At 67.2% G+C, this 21,022-nt stretch carries 17 protein-coding genes and 1 riboswitch; of the genes, 7 read left to right on the top strand and 10 right to left on the bottom strand.

The window, feature by feature from the left end; genetic code table 11:
* Positions 1 to 71: 71 nt before the first annotated feature.
* Both QX073_RS30260 and QX073_RS30255 read right to left on the bottom strand, forming a co-directional pair.
* Positions 72 to 1,385, bottom strand: coding sequence for an MATE family efflux transporter (locus QX073_RS30260; RefSeq protein WP_315716177.1), 1,314 nt, complete (start codon positions 1,383 to 1,385; stop codon positions 72 to 74).
* 151 nt (positions 1,386 to 1,536) lie between these two features.
* The gene (locus QX073_RS30255) at positions 1,537 to 2,109 is read right to left on the bottom strand and encodes a DUF2239 family protein (protein WP_316193733.1); all 573 of its coding nucleotides are present in this window, start codon (positions 2,107 to 2,109) and stop codon (positions 1,537 to 1,539) included.
* 162 nt (positions 2,110 to 2,271) lie between these two features.
* On the opposite strand from QX073_RS30255, the gene QX073_RS30250 reads away from it, so the two are divergent.
* Positions 2,272 to 2,937, top strand: coding sequence for a glutathione S-transferase (locus tag QX073_RS30250; protein WP_315715866.1), 666 nt, complete (start codon positions 2,272 to 2,274; stop codon positions 2,935 to 2,937).
* Positions 2,938 to 2,940: 3 nt separating this feature from the next.
* On the opposite strand, the gene QX073_RS30245 is transcribed toward QX073_RS30250, so the two are convergent.
* Both QX073_RS30245 and ggt read right to left on the bottom strand, forming a co-directional pair.
* Positions 2,941 to 4,347, bottom strand: coding sequence for a serine hydrolase (locus QX073_RS30245; RefSeq protein WP_316226834.1), 1,407 nt, complete (start codon positions 4,345 to 4,347; stop codon positions 2,941 to 2,943).
* A gap of 167 nt (positions 4,348 to 4,514) precedes the next feature.
* A complete protein-coding gene (gene ggt / locus QX073_RS30240) occupies positions 4,515 to 6,266 on the bottom strand; it encodes a gamma-glutamyltransferase (protein WP_410052401.1) in 1,752 nt (583 codons plus the stop codon).
* A gap of 124 nt (positions 6,267 to 6,390) precedes the next feature.
* On the opposite strand from ggt, the gene QX073_RS30235 reads away from it, so the two are divergent.
* Positions 6,391 to 7,800 carry an MFS transporter gene (locus QX073_RS30235; RefSeq protein WP_316226833.1) on the top strand — a complete coding sequence of 470 codons (1,410 nt, stop codon included), beginning with the start codon at positions 6,391 to 6,393 and terminating at the stop codon, positions 7,798 to 7,800.
* A 129-nt stretch (positions 7,801 to 7,929) separates the two neighbouring features.
* Here QX073_RS30235 and purH read toward each other — a convergent pair whose 3' ends face one another.
* The 3 genes from purH to QX073_RS30220 all read right to left on the bottom strand — a co-directional run bounded on the left by purH (position 7,930) and on the right by QX073_RS30220 (position 13,096).
* Positions 7,930 to 9,522, bottom strand: a complete 1,593-nt coding sequence (gene purH / locus QX073_RS30230; protein WP_316226832.1) for a bifunctional phosphoribosylaminoimidazolecarboxamide formyltransferase/IMP cyclohydrolase — start codon at positions 9,520 to 9,522, stop codon at positions 7,930 to 7,932.
* A gap of 23 nt (positions 9,523 to 9,545) precedes the next feature.
* A riboswitch (ZMP/ZTP riboswitch) is annotated at positions 9,546 to 9,626 on the bottom strand.
* Between the two features lie 158 nt (positions 9,627 to 9,784).
* On the bottom strand, positions 9,785 to 11,500 hold the full coding sequence (locus tag QX073_RS30225; protein WP_315750590.1) for a heparinase II/III family protein: 1,716 nt from the start codon (positions 11,498 to 11,500) through the stop codon (positions 9,785 to 9,787).
* 243 nt (positions 11,501 to 11,743) lie between these two features.
* Positions 11,744 to 13,096 carry an RsmB/NOP family class I SAM-dependent RNA methyltransferase gene (locus tag QX073_RS30220; protein WP_316226831.1) on the bottom strand — a complete coding sequence of 451 codons (1,353 nt, stop codon included), beginning with the start codon at positions 13,094 to 13,096 and terminating at the stop codon, positions 11,744 to 11,746.
* A 195-nt stretch (positions 13,097 to 13,291) separates the two neighbouring features.
* Here QX073_RS30220 and QX073_RS30215 point away from each other — a divergent pair, with 195 nt between their 5' ends.
* On the top strand, positions 13,292 to 13,546 hold the full coding sequence (locus QX073_RS30215) for a DUF1674 domain-containing protein (protein WP_316226830.1): 255 nt from the start codon (positions 13,292 to 13,294) through the stop codon (positions 13,544 to 13,546).
* A gap of 84 nt (positions 13,547 to 13,630) precedes the next feature.
* Here QX073_RS30215 and QX073_RS30210 read toward each other — a convergent pair whose 3' ends face one another.
* Positions 13,631 to 14,125 (bottom strand): L,D-transpeptidase, encoded by a 495-nt coding sequence (locus QX073_RS30210; protein WP_409998633.1) that lies wholly within the window; start codon positions 14,123 to 14,125, stop codon positions 13,631 to 13,633.
* Positions 14,126 to 14,353: 228 nt separating this feature from the next.
* Complete coding sequence (acs, locus tag QX073_RS30205; protein WP_316173411.1) at positions 14,354 to 16,306, bottom strand: acetate--CoA ligase; 1,953 nt, start codon at positions 16,304 to 16,306, stop codon at positions 14,354 to 14,356.
* A gap of 378 nt (positions 16,307 to 16,684) precedes the next feature.
* On the opposite strand from acs, the gene QX073_RS30200 reads away from it, so the two are divergent.
* Complete coding sequence (locus QX073_RS30200) at positions 16,685 to 17,872, top strand: DNA topoisomerase IB (RefSeq protein WP_315750595.1); 1,188 nt, start codon at positions 16,685 to 16,687, stop codon at positions 17,870 to 17,872.
* 12 nt (positions 17,873 to 17,884) lie between these two features.
* Here the strand turns inward: QX073_RS30200 and QX073_RS30195 are convergent, their stop codons facing one another.
* Entirely contained in the window at positions 17,885 to 18,253 is a 369-nt protein-coding gene (locus QX073_RS30195) for a hypothetical protein (protein WP_316167795.1), read from the bottom strand.
* Between the two features lie 482 nt (positions 18,254 to 18,735).
* Here QX073_RS30195 and QX073_RS30190 point away from each other — a divergent pair, with 482 nt between their 5' ends.
* The 3 genes from QX073_RS30190 (at position 18,736) to QX073_RS30180 (ending at position 20,960) form a co-directional block, all read left to right on the top strand.
* Complete coding sequence (locus tag QX073_RS30190) at positions 18,736 to 19,290, top strand: fasciclin domain-containing protein (protein ID WP_315715875.1); 555 nt, start codon at positions 18,736 to 18,738, stop codon at positions 19,288 to 19,290.
* A 219-nt stretch (positions 19,291 to 19,509) separates the two neighbouring features.
* On the top strand, positions 19,510 to 20,163 hold the full coding sequence (locus QX073_RS30185; protein WP_315750598.1) for a cytochrome b/b6 domain-containing protein: 654 nt from the start codon (positions 19,510 to 19,512) through the stop codon (positions 20,161 to 20,163).
* Between the two features lie 14 nt (positions 20,164 to 20,177).
* The gene (locus QX073_RS30180) at positions 20,178 to 20,960 is read left to right on the top strand and encodes a molybdopterin-dependent oxidoreductase (RefSeq protein ID WP_316226828.1); all 783 of its coding nucleotides are present in this window, start codon (positions 20,178 to 20,180) and stop codon (positions 20,958 to 20,960) included.
* Positions 20,961 to 21,022: the final 62 nt, after the last annotated feature.

Below are 21,022 nucleotides of genomic sequence, written 5' to 3'. Positions count from 1 at the left end.
AGCGCAGCAGCCCCGTCCAGGGTTTTATGACGGTCATCATATTCCAGCGGCCGGAAGACGCCGGTGGTGCGTCAGATCATCCGGCGCACCGTCCGCTTGCGCCATACCAGGAGATAATAGCTCATCTGCAGCAGCATCATCGCGGCGAACGTGATGGGATAGGCGAGCCAGACGCCGTCGAGCCCGATGCTGCGGCTGAGCCAGGTGGCGGCGGGCACCTCGATCGCGGCGATCGCAAACGCCGAGATCGCCAGCGGCATCCACACCGTCCCGGAGGCGCGCATCGCCGACGAGAACGTGATGGACATGCCGAACAGCACGGAGCTCCACAGCACGATATGCAGCGAATGCTGCGCCACCTCGATGACGGCAGGGTCGGTGATGAAGAAACCCATCAGCACCCGTGAGAACAGATAGCCGATCGCGACCAGGCCGCCGGTCAGCACCACGTTCATCTCGATGCCCGTCCGCACGATGTCGCCGATCTGCTCGGCCTGCCCGCGGCCGATCGCCTGGGCGCCGAAGATCGAGACCGAGATCGCGATCGACAGCGCCGGAAACTGCACATAGCCCAGCACCTGGTTGACCGCGCCATAGGCCGCCGTCGCGTCCGAGCCGAAGCCGTTGACGAGGCCGATCAGCACCATCTCGGCCAAGGACATCACGATCATGCCGATCGCGGCGGGGATGCCGAGCCGCAGCACCGCCCGCAGCAGCTTCGGATCAGGCAGCATGCCCTGCAGGAAGGCCGCATCGATCGCCAGCGGATGCTTGCGCCGGCGCAGATGAACGTGGAGCCAGGCCAGCGTGGTCAGGGTCGAGATCGCCGACGCCCAGGCGGCGCTGGCGACGCCGAGGACGGGCGCGCCGAGCCAGCCGCGGATGAAGACCGGGGTGAGCACCAGTCCGAGCGTCGTCGATGCGGCGAGCGAGGCCAGCGGCGTCACGGTGTCGCCGACGCCGCGCATCTGCGACGACAGCAGGATGTAGGCGAAGGTCAGCGGCATCGTGATCATCATGATGCGGGCATAGCCCGCGGCGGCATCGAGGATGTTGGCGGGCGTGGCGAGCGCGGTCAGCAATTCGCGGCTGAACAGGCCGCCGAGCACCGCGATCAGGCCGCCGAGCAGCAGCGCAATGGTCAGCGTCGTGCCGGCGACCTGCTTCACCTTGGCGGGCTCGCCGGCGCCCCAGGCCTGTCCGATCAGAACGCCGGCGCCCGAGCCGAGGCCCATGACGAAGGAGACGAAGAAGAACATCGCCGGGAAGAACACCGAGACCGCGGCGAGCGCATCGACGCCGATCATCTGGCCGAGATAGACATTGTTGATGGTGCCGAACAGGGATTGCAGCGTGTTGCTCAGCATCATCGGAACGACGAACATCAGGAACGGCTTGCGCAGCGAGGCGGTTGGCGGCGACACGGCATGGTTCTCCGTCGACCGCTCTTCATTCGGAGCACGGTCGCGTTGCGAGGAATTGGAATGAGAGCGGCCGCGAACGGCCGCTCTCGCTGGCTGTTGAAATCAGCCGATCTCAATCGGCCCTGTGGCGATTTGCGAGCGCCACCGCATGGTCGCGGATGTCGGCCGGCCAGTCCGCGATCAGCGCGGCGAAGCGGCCGAGATCGCCGGCGAACAGCGCTCGGGAGGCCTCCTCGAATTGCGGCAGGTTGCTGCCGATCCCCGACATGAAGTGATAGGCCGCGTCACGCGCCTCGCGGGCGCGATCGGTGTCGCCGCTGGCGCGGCGGGCGTCGTGGACCAGCTTGCGCAGTGCCACCGAGGCGCCGCCCGGCTGCGCGTTCAGCCAGTCCCAGTGCTGCGGCAGCAAGGTGACCTCGCGGGCCACGACCCCGAGCTTCGGCCGGCCGCGGCCGCGCGGCCCGCTCGGCGGCTGGTCTGCGACCGCGCCGGCGTCGACCGGCAGGCGCGCCAGGATCTCCCGGTCGCTGCCGCGCAGATCGATGTCGATCGGCTGCCCGGTGCGGTCGTTGAAGATCACGATCGGCTCGGTGTTCGGCGCGGCGTGTTTCAGCACCAGCGCCACCTTGGGCAGCGGCCCGGCGGCGACCCGGTTCTGGCCGGCAAACGCGGTGAAAGTGTCCATGGCTTGGTCCCTGTGATGCGCCTAATAAGACCCGGGTGAAATTAAAGTCAATATTACCCGGATAATTATTGTGGCCGCCTCCAGTGCCGAGGACGCCTCGCCGAACCCATCCTGTCCTGCTACGGAACGGCGCCCGCCACTCGATCCGTCCCTGGGAACCCCATGCTGACCGTTCACCACCTCAACAATTCCCGCTCGCAACGCGTGCTCTGGCTGCTCGAGGAGCTCGGCGTGCCCTACGAGATCATTCGCTACGAGCGCCAGCCGGACATGCGCGCGCCCAAGGAGCTGCGCGCCATCCATCCGCTCGGCAAGTCGCCCGTCATCACCGACGACGGCAACACGGTCGCGGAGTCCGGCGCGATCGTCGAATATCTGATCGAGACCTATGGCGAGGGACGGCTGATCCCGCCGCCGAAGACGCCGGAGCGGCTGCGCTATTCGTACTGGCTGCACTACGCTGAGGGCTCGGCGATGCCGCTGCTGCTGCTGAAGCTGCTGTTCAACATCATGCCGAAGCGCGCGCCGGCGCTGCTCCGTCCGATCGTGCGCAAGGTGTCGAACCAGGCCTTGAGCACGCTGGTCAATCCGCAGTTGAAGCAGCACATGGCGTTCTGGGAAAGCGAGCTGCAGAAGAGCGAGTGGTTTGCGGGCGATTCGTTCACCGCGGCCGACATCCAGATGAGCTTCCCGCTGCAGGCGGCGGCATCGCGCGGCGGCCTGGAGCAGGGCCATCCGCGGGCGATGGATTTCCTCGCCCGCATCGAGGCACGGCCGGCCTACAAGATCGCGCTGGAGAAGGGCGGGCCCTACGAGGTCGGCCGCTGAGCGCTATTTGGCGGCCGTCGCCGGCGCCGCGGTCGCCGCAATCACCTCGCGCACCAGCCGGGCGACGCCTTTGATGTCGCCGTCCGGATCCACGGAATCGCCGAGCCGGACCACCACCATGCGCTGGCTCGGCATGATCACGAGCCGCTGGCCGAGCAGGCCGAAGGCGAAGAACGCGTCCGCCGGGATGCCGGCGCGCGCCCGTCCCAGCGCGTGAAAATGCTGGCTGCGGTTCGTCCACAGTCCCGCGCCATAGTCGGTGTCCAGCGTCGCGGCCGCCGACATCGCCACCCAGCCCTCGGGCAGGATGCGCTTGTCCCCGGCGACGCCGTCACCGAGATAGAGCAGCCCCAGCTTCGCCCAGTCGCGCGCGCTCGCCAGCATGTTGCCGTAACCTTGCAGCGTGCCGGTGCCGTCGAACTGCAGCGTCGCGCTGCGCATGCCGAGCGGATGGAACAGCTCGCGCCACGCGAGTTCGATCGCCTGCTCGGGACCGCCGGCGGCATCGCGGATGATGCGTGCCAGGATCTGGGTGCTCGCGCTCGAATAGGCCCAGCGCTGGCCGGGCGGCGCGATCAGCGGCGCATGCACCGCGAACGCCGCCATGTCGCGGTGGATGTCCATCTGGCTCGACGGGTCGAAGCCGGAATTGGTCTCGTCCAGCGCCAGGCCTGATGTCATGCGCATCAGCTGCTCGATGGTGATGTCGTGGCGCGGATCTCCGGCTTCGCGCCATTCCGCGACCGGCGCCGGGACCGACGGGCTCAGTCTGCCCTGCCGGGTGAGGATGCCCAGCAGCGCATTGGTGACCGTCTTGGTCATCGAGAAGCCCAGGAGCGGCGTATCGACGCCGATGTTCGGCGCATAGCGCTCCGCGATCAGGCGACCGTCCTTGACGACGACGACCGCCTTGGTGCGGCGGAACGGCGGGTTGGCCGGCTCCTCGAAGGCGTGATCGAGCGCCGCCTTCAGCGCGGGATCGCTGGGCTCCACTGCAGCGCCTTCCGCCAAGTCGGGCAACGCGGGAGCGGGCGCCGCGGCACGCAGCGCAGCGACGTCGGTGTGAGGCACGTAAGGCGGCTTCTGGCCCTGGAGCGTCACGCAACCGAGACCGTCATGATACGTGGCCCGGGTGGCGTGCAGGCCGAGCAGCGACGCCTCCACCGTGCGCATGTCCGGCTCCACCCGGTAGCGCATCACGGCCCGCAGCCGGCGCAGACCGGGCCGTTCCATGGTCTCCGCAAACACCGTTTGCGGATCGAAGCCGGAGACGTAGGTCTTGGCGCAGATCATCTCGGCGACCGCGCTGGTCGCGACGCGCAGCGCCCGGTCAGGCCGATAGGTGAGCCACCCCGCCACCAGCAGGGCCGCAAACACCAGCAGACCGACCACGAATCTTCGCAAATGCACCAGAACGTCCGACACCGTCTCGCGGGCGAGCCTCGCTGCGCCCTGATATGCTTCTAACGCGCCTCGGTCACCACGCCAACGGAGGGAAGCGGGTGCAGGGCCCCGCCGGGCGGCGGCAAATCGTCATCCGGGGCCGCGATGTCCGGCATCGCCTGGGAACCGGCGCCTCAGCGCCCGGCTGCGGTGGCGCCCTTGCTGCGCGGATCCGGCGCGCCGACGAATCCATCCGACGTCACCAGGATGGAGTTGGCCGAGGTCCGTCCCATCGGCTCCTCGAGCTTGTGACCTCGGGCGCGCAGACCGGCGAGCACGTCCTCGGCAAAACCCTTCTCGATTCGGACCTCGTCGGGCATCCATTGGTGATGCAGGCGAGGCGCGGTGACGGCCTGGCGGACGTCCATCCGATAGTCGAGCACGTTGACGATCACCTGCAGCACGGTCGAGATGATGCGGCTGCCGCCCGGCGAGCCGGTGACGAGCACGGGCTTGCCGTCCTTCAGCACGATGGTCGGCGACATCGACGACAGCGGCCGCTTGCCGGGGCCTGGCAGATTGGCCTCGAAGCCGACCAGGCCGAAGGCATTCGAGGCGCCGGGCGCGGCGGTGAAATCGTCGAGCTCGTTGTTGAGCAGCACGCCGGTGCCCTCGGCGACGAGGCCGACGCCATAGGGGAAGTTCAGCGTGTAGGTGTTGCTGACGGCATTTCCGTCATTGTCGACGACCGAAAAATGCGTGGTGTTGCTGCCCTCCCGCAGCGGCGTGGTGTTGAGCACGTCGCCGGCGCTGGTGGCGTGCGCGGGATCGATCCCGGCGCGCTGGCGCGCGGCATAGTCCTTCGACAGCATCGCGCGCACCGGCGCGTCGACGAAGGCGGGGTCGCCGAGATAGCGCGCGCGGTCGGCATAGGCGCGCTTCATCGCCTCGATCAGCAGATGCAGCGAGGCGGGCGAGCCCTGCTTCAGCTCAGCGAGCGGAAAGCCCTCGAGGATGTTCAGCATCTCGACCAGCACGGTGCCGCCCGAGGACGGCAGCGGCATCGACACGATGTCATAGCCGCGATAGGTGCCGCGCACCGGCGTGCGCAGCACCGGCTGGTAGGCCTTGAGATCGTCCGCTGTCATGATGCCGCCGGCATCCTGGATCGCCTTGGCGAGCTGGTCGGCGACCGGCCCTTCATAAAATCCGCGCGGGCCCTGCTCGGCAATGGCGGTGAGCGTCGCCGCCAGATCGCGCTGGATCAGCCGGTCTCCTTCCCTCAGCACCGTGCCATCGGGACGGATGAAGATCGCGGCCGATGATTTCCATTTTGCCAGCCGCGGCGCCATCATCGGCAGGGTGACGGCAACGTCGTCGGCGACGGGGATGCCGTCGCGCGCCAGCACGATCGCCGGATGCAGCACCTGCGCCAGCGTGAACTTGCCCGAGCCGTATTTCTCCAGCGCCAGCGCGAGACCTGCCACCGATCCGGGGACGCCGATCGACAGCGCCGAATCGCGCGACTTGACGTTGTCGGGCTTGCCATCGGCGCCGAGGAAGATGTCGCGCGTGATCGCGGCGGGACCGGTCTCGCGATAGTCGATTGCCACGTCCTCGTTGGTCTTGGCGATGTGGATGACCATGAAGCCGCCGCCGCCGATGTTGCCGGCAACGGGATAGGTCACGGCCATCGCAAAGCCGGTGGCAACGGCGGCATCGACCGCGTTGCCGCCCAGCGCAAGGATGCGCTGGCCGACTTCGGCCGCGATCCGCTCCTGCGCCACCACCATGCCATGTGCGGGCGGCTGCGCCGGCGCGGTGATACCGGGTGGCTGCGGGATATCGAAGGTTTGCGAATCCAGCGCCCGCGCGGGCAGGCAGCCGGCCAGCAACAGCATGAAACCCGCAAGGAGCCGTCGTCGATCAATCGTGAACGTGGTCATCGCAATTCTGCCGTTGCTGACATCCGCCTGGGATCGTCAGATGTTATAGGGCCGCGTCGCCGGCGTAAAACGCAACGCCGTGATCGTCGCGAGATGCGACGCGGTGATTGCAGAGGATTTTCGAATGGCCGTCATCACGATCGAGACCTCTGGCCCTGCCGACGGCCGAATCTATCCCGGGCGCGCGGCCGTCGTCAGCTGGATCTTGTTCGATTGGGCGGCGCAGCCCTATTTCACGCTGATCACGACCTTCGTCTTCGCGCCCTATTTCGCGGCGCATGTCGCGCCGGACGCGGCGAGCGGCCAGGCGCTGTGGGGCTTTGCGACCGCCGCGGCCGGCATCGTCATCGCGCTGCTGTCACCGGTGTTCGGCGCCATCGCCGATGCCACCGGGCGCCGCAAGCCGTGGATCGCGGCGTTCGGCGCGATGCTGGTGATCGGCGCCTCGCTGATGTGGATCGGGCGTCCCGGCGCGCCCGAGCTGATCCCGCCGCTGCTCGCGGCCTATGTGATCGCCACCATCGGGGTTGAGTTCGCCACCGTGTTCAACAACGCGATGATGCCGACGCTGGTGCCGCCGGAACGCATCGGCCGGCTGTCCGGCACCGGATGGGCCACCGGCTATGTCGGCGGCATCCTCTCGCTCGTCATCGTGCTCGGCTTTCTCGCCGCCAATCCCGACAGCGGCCGCACGCTGTTTGGATTCAAGCCGCTGTTCGGGCTCGATCCCGTGAGCCATGAAGGCGACCGCATCTCCGGTCCGCTCACCGGGCTCTGGTTCATCGTGTTCGTATTGCCGATGTTCCTGTTCACACCGGACTTTCCGGCGCGGCACCGGCTGGGCGCGGCCGTGGGCGAGGGGCTTGGTCAACTGAAGCAGACGCTGCGCAGCCTGCCGCAGCAGCGCGACGTTGCGCTGTTTCTCCTCGCCAACATGATCTACACCGATGGGCTGGTGTCGCTGTTCGCTTTCGGCGGCATCTATGCCGCCGGCACGTTCGGCTGGAACACGATCCAGATCGGCACCTTCGGCATCATCCTCGCCGCCGCCGGCACGTTCGGCGGCTGGATCGGCGGCAAGCTGGATGACTTTCTCGGGCCGAAGCGCGTGATCGCCGGCAGCATGACGCTGCTGCTGCTCGCGATCATCGCGATCCTCATGGTGAGCCGTGATTCGGTTCTGTTCATTTCGGTTACGCCGGCCGTGCCGGGCGGCCCGCTGTTCGCCTCGCTGCCGGAGCGCGCCTATCTCTTGCTCGGCTGCGTCATCGGCGCCTGCGGCGCGCCGCTGCAGGCGGCCTCGCGCTCGCTGCTGATCCGCATGGTGCCCAAGGAGCGCGTCGCGCAATATTTCGGCCTGTTCGCGCTCACCGGCAAGGTGACGTCGTTCATCGGGCCATTGCTGATCGGCATCATCACCGCGGCCACCGCGAGCCAGAAGGCGGGCATGGCCGTGCTGGTGCTGTTCTTTGCGACGGGATTGCTGTTGCTGGCGCGGGTGAATTCAGGTGGTCGTGCGGGGCAGGGCGCCTGAAACTTGCTCCGCCGTCATTCCGGGGCGCCCGCAGGGCGAGCCCGGAATCCATACTCACGATCGCGGTTATGGATTCCGGGCCTGGCCTTGCGGCGCATCCCGGAATGACGGCGGAGATTGTGGGCGCAATCAGTGCCGGAAGTGCCGGATGCCGGTGAGGACCATAGCGATGCCGTGCTCGTCGGCGGCCTTGATGACCTCGTCGTCGCGCACCGATCCGCCCGGCTGGATCACGGCGGTGGCGCCGGCCTCGATGCAGGCGAGCATGCCGTCGGCGAACGGGAAGAACGCGTCGGAGGCGACCACCGATCCCTTGGTCAGCGGCTCGGCGAGCTTGAGCGCGCTGGCCGCATCCAGCGCCTTGCGCGCGGCGATGCGCGCCGAATCGACCCGGCTCATCTGTCCCGCGCCGATGCCGACTGTCGCCGACTCCTTGGCGTAGACGATGGTGTTCGACTTGACATGCTTGGCGACGCGGAAGGCGAAGCGCAGGTCGCGCAACTCGGCTTCGGTGGGGGCGCGCTTGGTCACCACCTTCAGCTCCATGTCATCGACGACAGCATTGTCGCGGCTCTGCACCAGCAGGCCGCCGGCCACGGTCTTGGCGGTGAGGCCGGCTTCGCGCGGATCGGGCAGGGCGCCGGCGAGCAGCAGCCGCAGGTTCTTGCGCGCTGCGATCACCGCGATCGCCTCCTCGGTCGCGTCGGGCGCGATGATCACCTCGGTGAAGATGCCGGTGATCGCGTGCGCCGTGGCGGCATCGAGCTTGCGGTTCATCGCGATGATCCCGCCGAACGCCGAGGTCGAGTCACAGGCCAGCGCCTTCTGGTAGGCGGTGACGAGATCGGGCCCTTCGGCGACACCGCAGGGATTGGCGTGCTTGACGATGACACAGGCGGCGGTGCGCGCCGGGTCGAACTCGGCGATGCACTCATAGGCCGCGTCGGTGTCGTTGATGTTGTTGTAGGACAGCTCCTTGCCTTGCAGCTGGCGAGCGGTGGCGACGCCGGGACGGCGGCCGGGCAGCGCGTAGAACGCTGCGTGCTGGTGCGGGTTCTCGCCATAGCGCAGCGACTGGATCAGCTTGCCACCGAAGGCGCGGTAATCGGGCGCGTCGTTCTGGATGGTGGCGGCGAACCAGTTGGAGATCGCGGCATCATAGGCGGCGGTGCGCGCATAGGCCTTGGCGGCAAGCCGGCGGCGCAGCAGCAGCGTGGTCGAACCCTCATGCCGCGCCAGGTCGTCCAGCACGGCGTGATAGTCGTTGACGTCGACGACGACGGCGACGTCCTCGTGGTTCTTCGACGCCGCGCGGATCATCGCCGGGCCGCCGATGTCGATGTTCTCGATGCAGTCGTTGAACGGGGCGCCGCGTTCGACCGTGGCCTCGAACGGGTAGAGATTGACGACGAGCAGATCGATCGGCGCGATGCCGTGGGTCTTCATCGCCTCGGCATGCTCATCATTGCCGCGGATCGCGAGCAATCCGCCATGCACCTTCGGATGCAGCGTCTTGACGCGGCCGTCCATCATCTCGGGAAAGCCGGTGAGGTCGGAGACGTCCTTCACCTTGAGGCCGGCATCGGCAATCGCCTTGGCGGTGCCGCCGGTCGAGACCAGCTCGATGCCGCGCGCGGCGAGCGAGCGGGCGAAGTCGACCAGGCCGGTCTTGTCGGATACGGAAAGCAGGGCACGGTGAACGCGACGAAGCTGATTGGTCATGGGCAGAGTCCTTGTGCAGGAGTTCAAAATGCCCAGGCGCACGGCGTCAAATCCCGCGCTCCCCGATGGTGCTCCATCCAAAGTCGCCAGTCGCACGAGAGCGGGCCTCATATCAGCTTTTGCCGCCCGCGACAACGGGTGGGCGATCGAACGCCGCACGTCGCACGATGAGCCGCCCGAACGTCGGCCGCGTTCCGAGGGCCCGCCGAAGGCGGACGTCTCGACGGACGGTGATGTGAGATGAGAAGCGAGAGCCAGGGTGTTACAGCGGCAGCTCAGGCTCTCTCCGCCCGTTGCGGCGCCCGTTGGTCTCGGTCGGGGACGCCGACGAGCGGACGAAGCTCCAGCGGATCGACGGGGCCTGCTGCGCGTCCTGCCGGATCACCAGTTGCGTGGTGCGGCGCGGACCGTCATTGCCGGCGAGAAACACGCTGTCCTCGAGGTCGACGCGATCGTCGAACGTCTCGAACGTCCAGACCTCGCGATTGGGCAGCACCAGCATGGCGCCGCGGCCGTCGCTGAGCCGGCTGGCCTTGACGGCCGGGTGCAGGTGGAAGCGCAGCGCGTAGTCCGATCCGCCGCCGCGAAGCCGCGCGCCCTGCGCCGGCGTCACGGTGTCCTCGCCGTCGAGCCGCGAGCCGTCCTCGGCCGCCACCAGCACGCGACGATGGATCAGGCCGAATTTCGCCGCGTAGCCGTTGTGCGAGGTCGACAGCACGGTGCCGTCGGGCACGATCTCGCGGAAGTTCTCGACCCGCGTCGGACCCGATACGATCGGCGCGCCGTGCAGCAGGCGCTTCATCGCCGACATCTCGACGAAGGTGCAGGACGAGGTGTTGTGGTAGGTCAGCGTCGAATGCGCCACCGTGCTGCGCGCGAAGGCGCGCCAATTATCGCGGCCGGTCGACGGCATGCCGCAATTGATCACGATGCGGCACGGTCCGGAGGACATCTCGAAGGCGAGGCAGCCGGCATGGGCCTCATGGCTCAGATGCGGTGGCGGCGGCGGACCGGTGTCGACGATCACCGTCATCGGTCCGGCATCGAGCCGCTGGAAACCGGAATGCGGCATGCTCGCCATCGGCGTGCCGTGGGTGTCGTCGTAGGCGAGCAGGGTCGCCAGCAGGTCGGACGGGGTGCCGCCCATGCCATTGAACAGCGCCATGTTGCCGTCGCCGTGGCGGAAGAAGCGCAGCATCGGCATCATGCGGTCGATGGCGTTAAGCAGCGCCGGCGGCGGGGCGATGTTGCGGGCCGCAAACGTCTGCCGCAGCGGCAGCAGGTCGATCAGCAATTCGATCAGCGCGCCGGGATTGCGCGAGACGTGGCCGCCATCGGGCAGGATCTGCCGCTGCAATTCGTCGGAGAGTTTCCGGGTCGCGCTGCGGATGTGCTTGGCCTGGTTGGCGAGGCACAGCGCGGCGTAACACAGTGCGATCAGCACCTGCAGCCGCGGCGCGCCATCCGGGATGTCGATCGTCGAATAGCGCAGATAGCGGATCTCGCGGGTCAGCCCGCGCAGATAGCGGCGGTAGAACTTGCCGTCGGAATCGGCCAGCACCAGCGGCGCCTGCGACAGCAGCGAGATCACCCGCCGCGCCAGCACGTCGGCGCGCCGGCTCAGCGGATGGCGGCCGATCTGGTTGGTGATCCAGTCGTCGACCAGAGCACGGGCATTGGCGCGGGTCAGCGCGGTGTCGGCTGCGCGCAGATGTCGCAGCCAGCCGAAGCCGAGCAGGGCCACCTCCCAGTCCTCGGACGGCGGCTCCAGGTCGAAGATCGAGCGGCCATGGCAGGTCACGATCTTGCCGGCGAAGACGAAGCGGCCGGCGTAGATCTCGGCCGCCCGCGTCGCGTCCGACGTGCGCAGGTCATGCGGCGCAATGATGAGTCGGTCGGCGCGACCGGGCCACAACCCGGACACGGATACCGATACACCGCTGACGTTGGACATCAGGCTGCGCGCAAAGCGGCCCATCACCAGCGTCGATATGCGTCTGCGTTGAGCGGCGGACACGCCAAGCCTTGGATTCAGAGGGGGATTCGGTTGCGCATCCTTCATAGATCGCAACTGCCGCCGATACACCATTTTTGGCCCCGGTGCAGCACCATCGCGGGACCAGAATCTGGTGCAAAATCAGGATTTAACGGACTAACGGCAACGCCGACGCCCCTAAAGCCCGACCGACGCAGGGCCGGCGCACGGCACACGATGGCACGCTCACGGCCGCCGCTCCAGTCTCGCCGCATAAAAACCGTCGAGACCGCCGAGCCGGGGGTCCTGGTGCGGCAAATGGCAGGGCAGCGTGCGCAGGTCGCCGGCCGGAGTGACCAGCTCGGCCAGTCCCGCCACCTCGCCGGCGGTGACGGGGATGCGGCGCAGCTCGGTGGATTCGGCCAGCACGCGCTCGACCACCTGCTCGCCCTCCTCGGGCTCCAGCGAACAGGTGCAGTAGACCAGGGTTCCGCCCGGCTTGATCAGGCTGCCCGCCCTGGTCAGCAGCCGCGCCTGCAAGCCCGACAACGCGGCGATGTCGGCCTCGCTGCGCAACCAGCCGACGTCGGGATGACGCCGAATCGTGCCGGTCGAGGTGCAGGGCGCATCGAGCAGCAGGCCGTCGAAGCCGCCGCTGTCGGCGGGCTGCCATTCGGCGGCGTCGGCCACGACCGTCTCGGCGGTCAGCTGCAGCCGGGTCATGTTGTCCCTCAGCCGGTTCATCCGGGCCGGCGACCGGTCGACCGCGGTGACGCGGGCGCCGGCATGGGCGAGCTGAGCCGTCTTGCCGCCTGGCGCCGCGCAGAGGTCGGCGACGGCCTTGCCGCTGATGTTGCCGAGCAGGCGCGCAGGCAAGGCGGCGGCGGCGTCCTGCACCCACCATTGTCCCTCGGCGAAGCCCGGCAGCACCGTCACCGAACCATGCAGTACGGTGCGCACGGTGCCGGTCGACAGCACCTCGCCATGCAGCCGCGACGCCCATTGCGCCGGGTCCGACTTCACCGTGAGGTCGAGCGACGGCTCCTGGCCGAGCGCCGCGGCGATGTCCCTGGCGGTCGCTTCGCCATAATGATCGATCCAGCGCTTGAGCAGCCAGGGCGCGATGTCGAGCGGCTGACCGGCGGCATCGTCGAGCAGGGTTGCGCCCTCGCGCGCGCAGCGCCGCAGCACCGCGTTGACGAGCCCGGCATATTTCGCGGCGCGGCGGTCGGCCTGCACCAGGCGGACGGAGAGGTCGACGGCGGCGTGGTCAGGAACGTCCATCCAGAGGATCTGGGCGGCGCCGATCAGCAGCGCGCTCTGCGCCCGCGGCGCGTCGGTCGGCACGCCGCGATCCAGCAGCCGCGACAGCACGTGACCGAGCGTTCCAAGCCGCCGCAAGGTGGTGGCGACCAGCCGGCGCATCAGCGCGCGGTCGCGGTCGGCCAGATGCTTCAGTCCGGGATGTGCGCCGGTCCCGTCGAGCTGATCGTCGAGGGTGCGATGCTTGTGCAGCACGCCGTCAACCACGTCGGCGGCGATGCGCCGTGCCGCCAGGCCTGGGACTTCGGAAGGGGTCGCAAAACGCGGCGGAGGCATGCCTGGGAATTACTCGCGAAAGAAGAAAGGCAGTTCCGCGACCATCGGGTGCATGCCATCAGCTTGCGGGTCCTCTGTCACCGGAATATGCCAAATGTAAGAATCGGCTCTGCTTTTATTAGCCCTGTTTTTTCATGGGTGGGCACACGATCTGATGAGGTCGGGAACGAACCGGTTCAACGGTGGAATGGTACGATGAGTAACGAGCCCAAGAGCGAGTCCAAGAGCGGGCCTGAGACCAGGCCCGCATTGTCGGTGGTCGCCAGCAACGAAGCGCCGCGCAAGCCGCTTTCGCCGGCTGCGCAACGCGCGCTCGCCGAAGCCGAGGAGCGCCGCCGTCTGGCGGCCGAGCAGGCGAAGCCGGTGCCGAAAGAACTGCAGGGGCCGAAAGGGCCGGAGCCGACCCGGTACGGCGACTGGGAGAGAAAGGGAATCATCTCGGACTTCTGACGGGATCTCGGCGCGCGGCTTGCGTTGTTCGGCGCCGGGGTTGCCGGTCCCGCGTTCGCCGCACTCCCGTATCGCAACGGTGACTCAGCGCGTGACCACCACCGTCGTGCCGATCGACACGCGCTCGTAGAGGTCGGTGATATCCGGGTTGAGCATGCGGATGCAGCCGTAGGACACGTAGCCGCCCACCGAATTCGGCACGTTGGTGCCGTGGATCGCATATTCGCCGCCGGCGAGCGTCAAGGCGGCAACGCCCATCGGATTGCGCGGCGAGCCGCCGGGAATGACGTCCGGCAGCTCCGGCTTGTCGCGCTTGACGTCGGCGGGCGGAGCCCAGGCCGGATTCTTGTACTTGCCGTCGATCTTGGTGGTGCCGGCCCATTGCCGGCCGGCCTTGCCGACGCCGACCGTGTAGCGCAAGGCGTGGCTGCCATCGAGCACGAGATAGAGTTTCCGCTCGCCGGTCCTCACGACGATGGTGCCCGGCGAAAAGTCGCCGGCGACGGCGACCAACTCGGGACGGGCCGACGCAGAGCCGGCCGTCGTGACCATGGTTCCGATCACCGACGCGGCCAGCATCGCCGCCTTCAGTGTCAACCTGACCGCCCCAGTCCGCATGGTCATCCCCTCAGCCGGTTCCGCGGCGCCTGCTCCCCGGCCGGGAGCACGCAGATCGCATGAGGAAAGGAAAACTCCGTCTGCGAGTAAATGACCTGAAAACAACACTCCCGCGGAATCAGCCGCGGGAGTGCGATGAGACTTGACGATTGCGGCGAACGCGCTTGGCGCCCGCGGGGCACGGCGTGCTTACGCCTGCTTCTCCTTGCGGTTCTGCCGGTGCTGGACGAGATCATCGACCACGCCGGGATCGGCAAGGGTCGAGGTGTCGCCCAGCGCGCCCGGCTCGTCCTCGGCGATCTTGCGCAGGATGCGGCGCATGATCTTGCCGGAGCGGGTCTTGGGCAGGCCGGGGGCGAACTGGATCTGGTCGGGCGAGGCGATCGGGCCGATCTCCTTGCGCACCCAGGCGACGAGCTCCTTGCGCAGCTCCTCGGTCGGCTGCTCGCCGGCCATCAGGGTGACATAGGCGTAGATGCCTTGGCCCTTGATGTCGTGGGGATAGCCGACCACGGCGGCTTCCGACACCTTGGGATGGGCAACCAGCGCGCTTTCCACCTCGGCCGTTCCCATGCGGTGGCCGGAGACGTTGATGACGTCGTCGACGCGGCCGGTGATCCAGTAATAGCCGTCGGCGTCGCGGCGACAGCCGTCGCCGGTGAAGTACTTGCCCTTGTAGGTCGAGAAGTAGGTCATCTCGAACCGGGCATGGTCGCCATACACCGTGCGCATCTGGCCCGGCCAGGAGCGGGTGAGGCAGAGATTGCCCTCGGTCGCGCCCTCCAGCGTCTTGCCGTCGGCATCGACGATCTCGGGCACGACGCCGAAGAACGGCCGCGTCGCCGAGCCCGGCTTCAGCCGGGTCGCGCCCGGCAGCGGCGTGATCAGGATGCCGCCGGTCTCGGTCTGCCACCAGGTGTCGACGATCGGGCAGCGGTCGTCGCCGACGACGCGGTGATACCACTCCCAGGCTTCCGGATTGATCGGCTCGCCGACCGAGCCGAGCAGGCGCAGAGACGCGCGCGAGGTCTTCTTCACCGGTCCGTCGCCGCCCTGCATCAGGGCGCGGATCGCGGTCGGCGCGGTGTAGAAGATGTTGACCTTGTGCTTGTCGATGACGTTCCAGAACCGCGAATTGTCCGGATAGTTCGGCACGCCTTCGAACATCAGCGTGACAGCGCCATTGGCCAGCGGCCCATAGAGGATGTAGCTGTGACCGGTGACCCAGCCGACGTCGGCGGTGCACCAGTAGACGTCGCCCTCGTGATAGTCGAACACGTATTGATGCGTCATCGCGGCGTAGACGAGATAGCCGCCGGTGGTGTGCAGCACGCCCTTGGGCTGGCCGGTCGAGCCCGAGGTGTAGAGGATGAACAGCGGATCCTCCGCATTCATCGGCTCGCACGGGCATTCGGTGGTCACCATCTCGGCGGCCTCGTGGTACCAGAGGTCGCGGCTCGGATTCATCTCGATCTTGCCGCCGGTGCGCTTGACCACGACGACCCAGTCGACATTGTCGACCTTGTTCAGCGCTGCGTCGACATTGGCCTTGAGCGGCACCTTGCGGCCGCCGCGCAGGCCCTCGTCGGCGGTGATGATGATCTTGGAATCGCAGTCCTTGATGCGCTGGGCGAGCGAGTCCGGCGAGAAGCCGGCGAACACCACCGAGTGGATGGCGCCGATGCGGGCGCAGGCCAGCATCGCATAGGCGGCCTCCGGGATCATCGGCAGATAGATGGTGACGCGGTCGCCCTTCTTGACGTTGCGGTTGCGCAGGATGTTGGCCATCCTGCACACCTCGTCGTGCAGCTCGCGATAGGTGATGTGCTTCGACTGCGAGGGGTCGTCGCCTTCCCAGATGATCGCGGTCTGGTCGCCGCGGGTGGCGAGATGGCGGTCGATGCAGTTATAGGCGGCGTTGAGGACGCCGTCCTCGAACCATTTGATCGAGATGTTGCCGGGTGCGTAGGAGACGTTCTCGATTCTCGTCGGCGCCTTGACCCAATCGACGCGCCTGGCCTGCTCGGCCCAGAAGCCGTTGGGGTCCTTGATCGAGCGCGCGTACATCTCCTGGTACTTCGCGTCGTCGACAAAGGCGCGTTTCGCCCACTCGGCCGGAACGTCGTAGATCTTCTCGGACATTTCACACCCTCCACATGCGGCCTGCCGTCGATCCCGCGCAGGCCATCGTTGTTCCCACTATGCGTCCGCGTAACCGGCGGCGACAAGGCAAGACAAGTAGGACCTTCGGCGGGGAGGCGGTCTGAGCAGGATCAAAGAATTGTGCGCGGAGGTTGCGTGCGCCGGCCGCGCCTCGGAGGTCGCTACAGTCTGCAGCATCAAGGTTACCCGGAATCGGGGCGCGTACCGGTATTTTGAAACCGCTTTGCCCAAAATTAGGGACTCGCTATCCGGCCCGTCACGCCCTAAATCGCCTTGAAGCTGTGGATAACCCGGCCGGAACCAAACCGGACTCCGGGGCATTGAGCGGATGAAAACGACGGCAGGGCGTCTAAAGCAATGATGGACCAGCAGAATTTCGAGAGCCCACGGGTCGGCCCGGCCGATCCCGAGGTCGCGCTCGCGAAAGCGCTGGGCCAGTGGCCGCCCAAGCCGCCGCGCCGCAAGCTGAGCTTGAAGGATCTGGCCCACGCCAAGACCGCCGACGCGCAAGGCAATGCCAAGACCTCGGTCGAGGAACTCGCCAAGCGCATCGGGCTGAAGCTCGGCGACCAGACCGCGCTGACCATCCGCCGCATCAGGCGGGGCAAGAGCTATACCTTCATCCGCGCCAACGGCACCCCGATCCGCCACGCCGGCACCATCCGCCGCCTGCATGCGATGGCGGTGCCGCCGGCCTATCGCGAGGTGCGCTACGCCCCCGATCCGAACCTGCATCTGCAGGCGGTTGGCGTCGATGCCGCCGGCCGGCTGCAATACCGCTATCACGCCGACTGGGAGAAGGTGCGCGAGCATCGCAAGGCGCATCGCCTCGCCAAGCTGGTCGGCGCGCTGCCGCGCATCCGTCGCGCGGTGTCGAAACATCTCGCCGGCGACCAGCCGACGCGCGAGTTCGCGCTCGCTGCTGTCATCGAGCTGATCGCGCGCACGGCCATTCGCCCCGGCAACGAGTCCTATGCCCGGCTGAACGGCACGCGCGGCGCCACCACACTGTTGAAGTCGAACGTCACGCTCGAGGATGACTCCCTGGTGCTGACCTTCAAGGCCAAGGGCGGCAAGGCCGTGCGCAAGGAATGCGACGCCGCCAAGCTGGTGCGGGCCGTCGGCATTTTGCGCGGCGTGCCCGGCCGTCGCATGTTCCAATACCGCGACGCCCAGGGCGTGGTGCGCGCGGTCTCGACCACACAGGTCAACGCCTTCCTGCGCGAGATCGCCGGCATCAAGATCTCGCTGAAGGATTTCCGCACGCTGATGGCCTCCGCCGTGGCGCTGGAGACCTTGTCGCGGATCACGCCGGCGGCGAGCGCGCGCGGTCGCAAGAAGCAGATCCTGGAAGCGATCCGCGCCGCCGCCGACGAACTCACCAACACGCCGGCGATCTGCCGCAAGAGCTACGTGCACGACACCATCGTCACGGCGTTCGAGGACGGCATTCTCGAACGCTTCGCCGCCACCATGAAGGGCCAGCGCTCGCAGACGCGGCGCGAGCAATTGCTGGCGCAGGTGGTGACGGCGGTCTCGGCCTGACGCCGCAATTCATCAAGCCTGGCAGCGCGGCCCGATCTTGGCCGACGCAAGGAAGCGGGCGATCGGATCGAGCTGCCGGCACGGCGCCGCCGCGCTCTTCACCGGCGCGGCCTCGCGCTTGGCCGGCCGCAGCACGGTCGACTTGCTGGCCGGCTTGGCGCGGCGGGCAGCCGACGCACCACGTCCCTCCGCGCGCACGGCCCGCGAGAGCAGCGGCAGCCGCGCGCCTTCGTTGAGATCGAGCGGCGGTGTTTCGAAACTGCGATCGGACTCGTTCAACGTATCAACGCCGGGAATGGGCTCGCGGATCAGCGACGACGTCGCTTCGCCCGCGATGTCGCCGGGCGATACCGCGGCAAGCACCATCTTCGTTGCAAGCAAGCAGCAGATTATCACGAGGCAGAACCCCGCAATCCAGATCGTTCTGTTCACTGTAGGAAACCCCCGCCGATCGCGCCGGACAGTGCAGGACATCCCCTTCCCGCAGCCGGCGCCGTGCCGACCAATCAACCTTAAGAAAGTCTTACTCGCAATGTTTTCGGCAGGTTCGGCCGGGCTCGGCTCGCATTGTAGTTAATGGCGACGATGATCGGTCATCGGCGTCGGCCAATGACCGACAGAGAGCTGATCAGTTCGCAGCAGGCTGCGACAATGCGGCGCGGATCTCGTTCAATGAGTCGGCGAGACGATCTCGATCGCCGCAGGTTTCACGGATCACGTTAAATTATGCGCCGAAACTCGCTTCCGAACGCGGCGTAGCTCGGCCTGACACGACGCAAGAGCGCATCCGCTCAAGATCAGCATCGGTGTCGCAGTCGAACTCATCACGCGGCTCTGCCGCCGCCTTTCATAGGGAGCTACCCATGTCCAAGCGCATTGCCTTTCTCGCTGCCGCCGCCTTCAGCGCGCTGTCGCTGACCTCGACCTTCGTCGCGCCCGCCAGCGCCGAGGAGAAGACCGTGATGGTCGGAGGCGCGGCGATGTATCCGTCGAAGAACATCGTGCAGAACGCGGTCAACTCGAAGGATCATACGACGCTGGTCGCCGCGGTGAAGGCCGCCGGCCTCGTGCCGACGCTGGAAGGCAAGGGACCGTTCACGGTGTTCGCGCCGACCAATACCGCGTTCGGCAAGCTGCCGGCAGGCACCGTCGACAGCCTCGTCAAGCCGGAGAACAAGGCGACGCTGACCAAGATCCTCACCTATCACGTCGTGCCCGGCAAGCTCGAGGCGTCCGACCTGAAGGACGGCCAGATGCTTAAGACGGTCGAGGGCGAGCAGCTCACCGTCAAGCGCGAGGGCAAGAACGTCATGATCGTCGACGCCAAGGGCGGCACCTCGATGGTGACGATCCCCAACGTCAACCAGTCGAACGGCGTCATCCACGTGGTCGACACCGTGCTGATGCCGGCGTCCTGAGGCCCGGCGCGACACCGGACACATCCGTTTCTTCCTCCTCCTCCTCGCGGATGTGACCAGGAGCGAGCCGGGCCACCCCCGGCTCGCTTTTTTGTGAACGCGATAGTTTCTGCGTATCGTTTTGATCGGCGCCGCGGGTGTAACGGAGCCCGCCGAGCCGGCGTATACTTGGCGTGACGAATGCAAGCGACGTAAATGCAAGCGACGGAGCCGACCGCCATGACGAGCGCCACCACCAGCGCCCCCTCGACCCTCGCGGCGACCGGGGGAGCTGTAACCGGAGTCGCGACCAAGGTCGTTCAGCCGGCCTGGGTGCGCGTCATGCATTGGATCAACGCCGTCGCAATGATCATGATGATCATGTCGGGCTGGCAGATCTACAATGCCTCGCCGCTGTTCGACTTCCGCTTCGACCGCAGCTTCACGCTCGGCGGCTGGCTCGGCGGCGCGCTGCTGTGGCACTTCGCGGCAATGTGGCTGCTGATGCTGAACGGCCTTGCCTATCTCGTCACCGGTCTGGCCACCGGCCGGTTCCGCCGCAAGCTGCTGCCGATCTCGCCGGCGTCCGTCGTCGCCGACCTCAAGGCCGCGCTGACGTTCAAGCTCGCCCATGACGACCTCACCGTCTACAACGCGGTGCAGAAGCTGCTCTATCTCGGCATCATCTGCGTCGGCATCGTCGTCGTGCTCACGGGCCTGTCGATGTGGAAGCCGGTGCAGCTGCACTGGCTGGTGAGCCTGTTCGGCGACTATCCGGCGGCGCGCTACGTCCATTTCGTCTGCATGGCGCTGATCTGCGCCTTCCTGGTGATCCACATCCTGCTCGCGCTGCTGGTGCCGAAGAGCCTGCGCGCGATGATCATCGGCCGCTGAGAGGAGAGACAACCATGGCGAAACGTCCGTTCCTCATTCCCGGCGTCGACAAGCGGCTCCTGATCAAGGACTCGCTGAAGGTGATGCCCGATCTCACGCGGCGCCGCTTCATCACCGGCGGCGCCAGCCTCGGCGCGCTGACCTTGCTCGCCGGCTGCGACGTCGTCGACGGCGACACCGCCGAGGAGCTGCTCAAGAAGGTCTCGAAGTTCAACGACGCGGTGCAGGCATGGATGTTCAATCCGGATGCGCTGGCGCCGACCTTCCCGGAGAGCGCGATCACCAAGCCGTTCCCGTTCAATGCCTACTACACGCTCGACGAGGCGCCGGAGATCGACGCCGTCGACTGGAAGCTCGAGGTGCGCGGCCTCGTCGACAACAAGAAGTCGTGGACGCTCGACGAGCTGCAGGCGCTGCCCCAGGTGACGCAGATCACGCGCCACATCTGCGTCGAGGGCTGGAGCGCGATCGGCTCCTGGACCGGCACGCCGCTGCGCGACTTCCTCAAGCTGATCGGCGCGGACACGCGTGCGAAATATGTCTGGTTCAACTGCGCCGACAAGGACGGCTACAACTCGCCTTTGGACATGCGCACCGCGCTGCATCCGCAGACCCAGATGACCTTCAAGTTCGCCGACCAGATCCTGCCGCGCGCCTACGGCTACCCGATGAAGATCCGCGTGCCCACCAAGCTCGGCTTCAAGAACCCCAAATACGTCGTCGCGATGGAAGTCACCAACGACTACAAGGGCGGCTACTGGGAGGACCAGGGGTACAATTCGTTCAGCGGGAGTTGATCTCCCGCCAATCGAGCCCGGATGGCGGCCGCAATATCCGCTGTCGTCCCTGCGAACGCAGG

Source organism: Bradyrhizobium sp. SZCCHNS3052 (genome assembly GCF_032484495.1).
In the GTDB taxonomy this organism is placed as follows: domain Bacteria; phylum Pseudomonadota; class Alphaproteobacteria; order Rhizobiales; family Xanthobacteraceae; genus Bradyrhizobium.
The sequence above is the reverse complement of the archived record's forward strand: the minus strand, read 5'-3'. Positions and strand labels throughout refer to the sequence as shown.

Coding starts and splice junctions, on each gene's coding strand:
- QX073_RS30250 (WP_315715866.1), top strand. CDS start 2,272: ATGCTGACCGTTCACCACCTCAACAATTCCCGCTCGCAACGCGTGCTC.
- QX073_RS30210 (WP_409998633.1), bottom strand. CDS start 14,125: ATGCTGGCCGCGTCGGTGATCGGAACCATGGTCACGACGGCCGGCTCT.
- QX073_RS30200 (WP_315750595.1), top strand. CDS start 16,685: ATGATGGACCAGCAGAATTTCGAGAGCCCACGGGTCGGCCCGGCCGAT.
- QX073_RS30190 (WP_315715875.1), top strand. CDS start 18,736: ATGTCCAAGCGCATTGCCTTTCTCGCTGCCGCCGCCTTCAGCGCGCTG.
- acs (WP_316173411.1), bottom strand. CDS start 16,306: ATGTCCGAGAAGATCTACGACGTTCCGGCCGAGTGGGCGAAACGCGCC.
- QX073_RS30255 (WP_316193733.1), bottom strand. CDS start 2,109: ATGGACACTTTCACCGCGTTTGCCGGCCAGAACCGGGTCGCCGCCGGG.
- QX073_RS30220 (WP_316226831.1), bottom strand. CDS start 13,096: ATGCCTCCGCCGCGTTTTGCGACCCCTTCCGAAGTCCCAGGCCTGGCG.
- QX073_RS30185 (WP_315750598.1), top strand. CDS start 19,510: ATGACGAGCGCCACCACCAGCGCCCCCTCGACCCTCGCGGCGACCGGG.
- QX073_RS30235 (WP_316226833.1), top strand. CDS start 6,391: ATGGCCGTCATCACGATCGAGACCTCTGGCCCTGCCGACGGCCGAATC.
- purH (WP_316226832.1), bottom strand. CDS start 9,522: ATGACCAATCAGCTTCGTCGCGTTCACCGTGCCCTGCTTTCCGTATCC.
- QX073_RS30225 (WP_315750590.1), bottom strand. CDS start 11,500: ATGGGCCGCTTTGCGCGCAGCCTGATGTCCAACGTCAGCGGTGTATCG.
- QX073_RS30260 (WP_315716177.1), bottom strand. CDS start 1,385: ATGTTCGTCGTTCCGATGATGCTGAGCAACACGCTGCAATCCCTGTTC.
- ggt (WP_410052401.1), bottom strand. CDS start 6,266: ATGACCACGTTCACGATTGATCGACGACGGCTCCTTGCGGGTTTCATG.
- QX073_RS30215 (WP_316226830.1), top strand. CDS start 13,292: ATGAGTAACGAGCCCAAGAGCGAGTCCAAGAGCGGGCCTGAGACCAGG.
- QX073_RS30180 (WP_316226828.1), top strand. CDS start 20,178: ATGGCGAAACGTCCGTTCCTCATTCCCGGCGTCGACAAGCGGCTCCTG.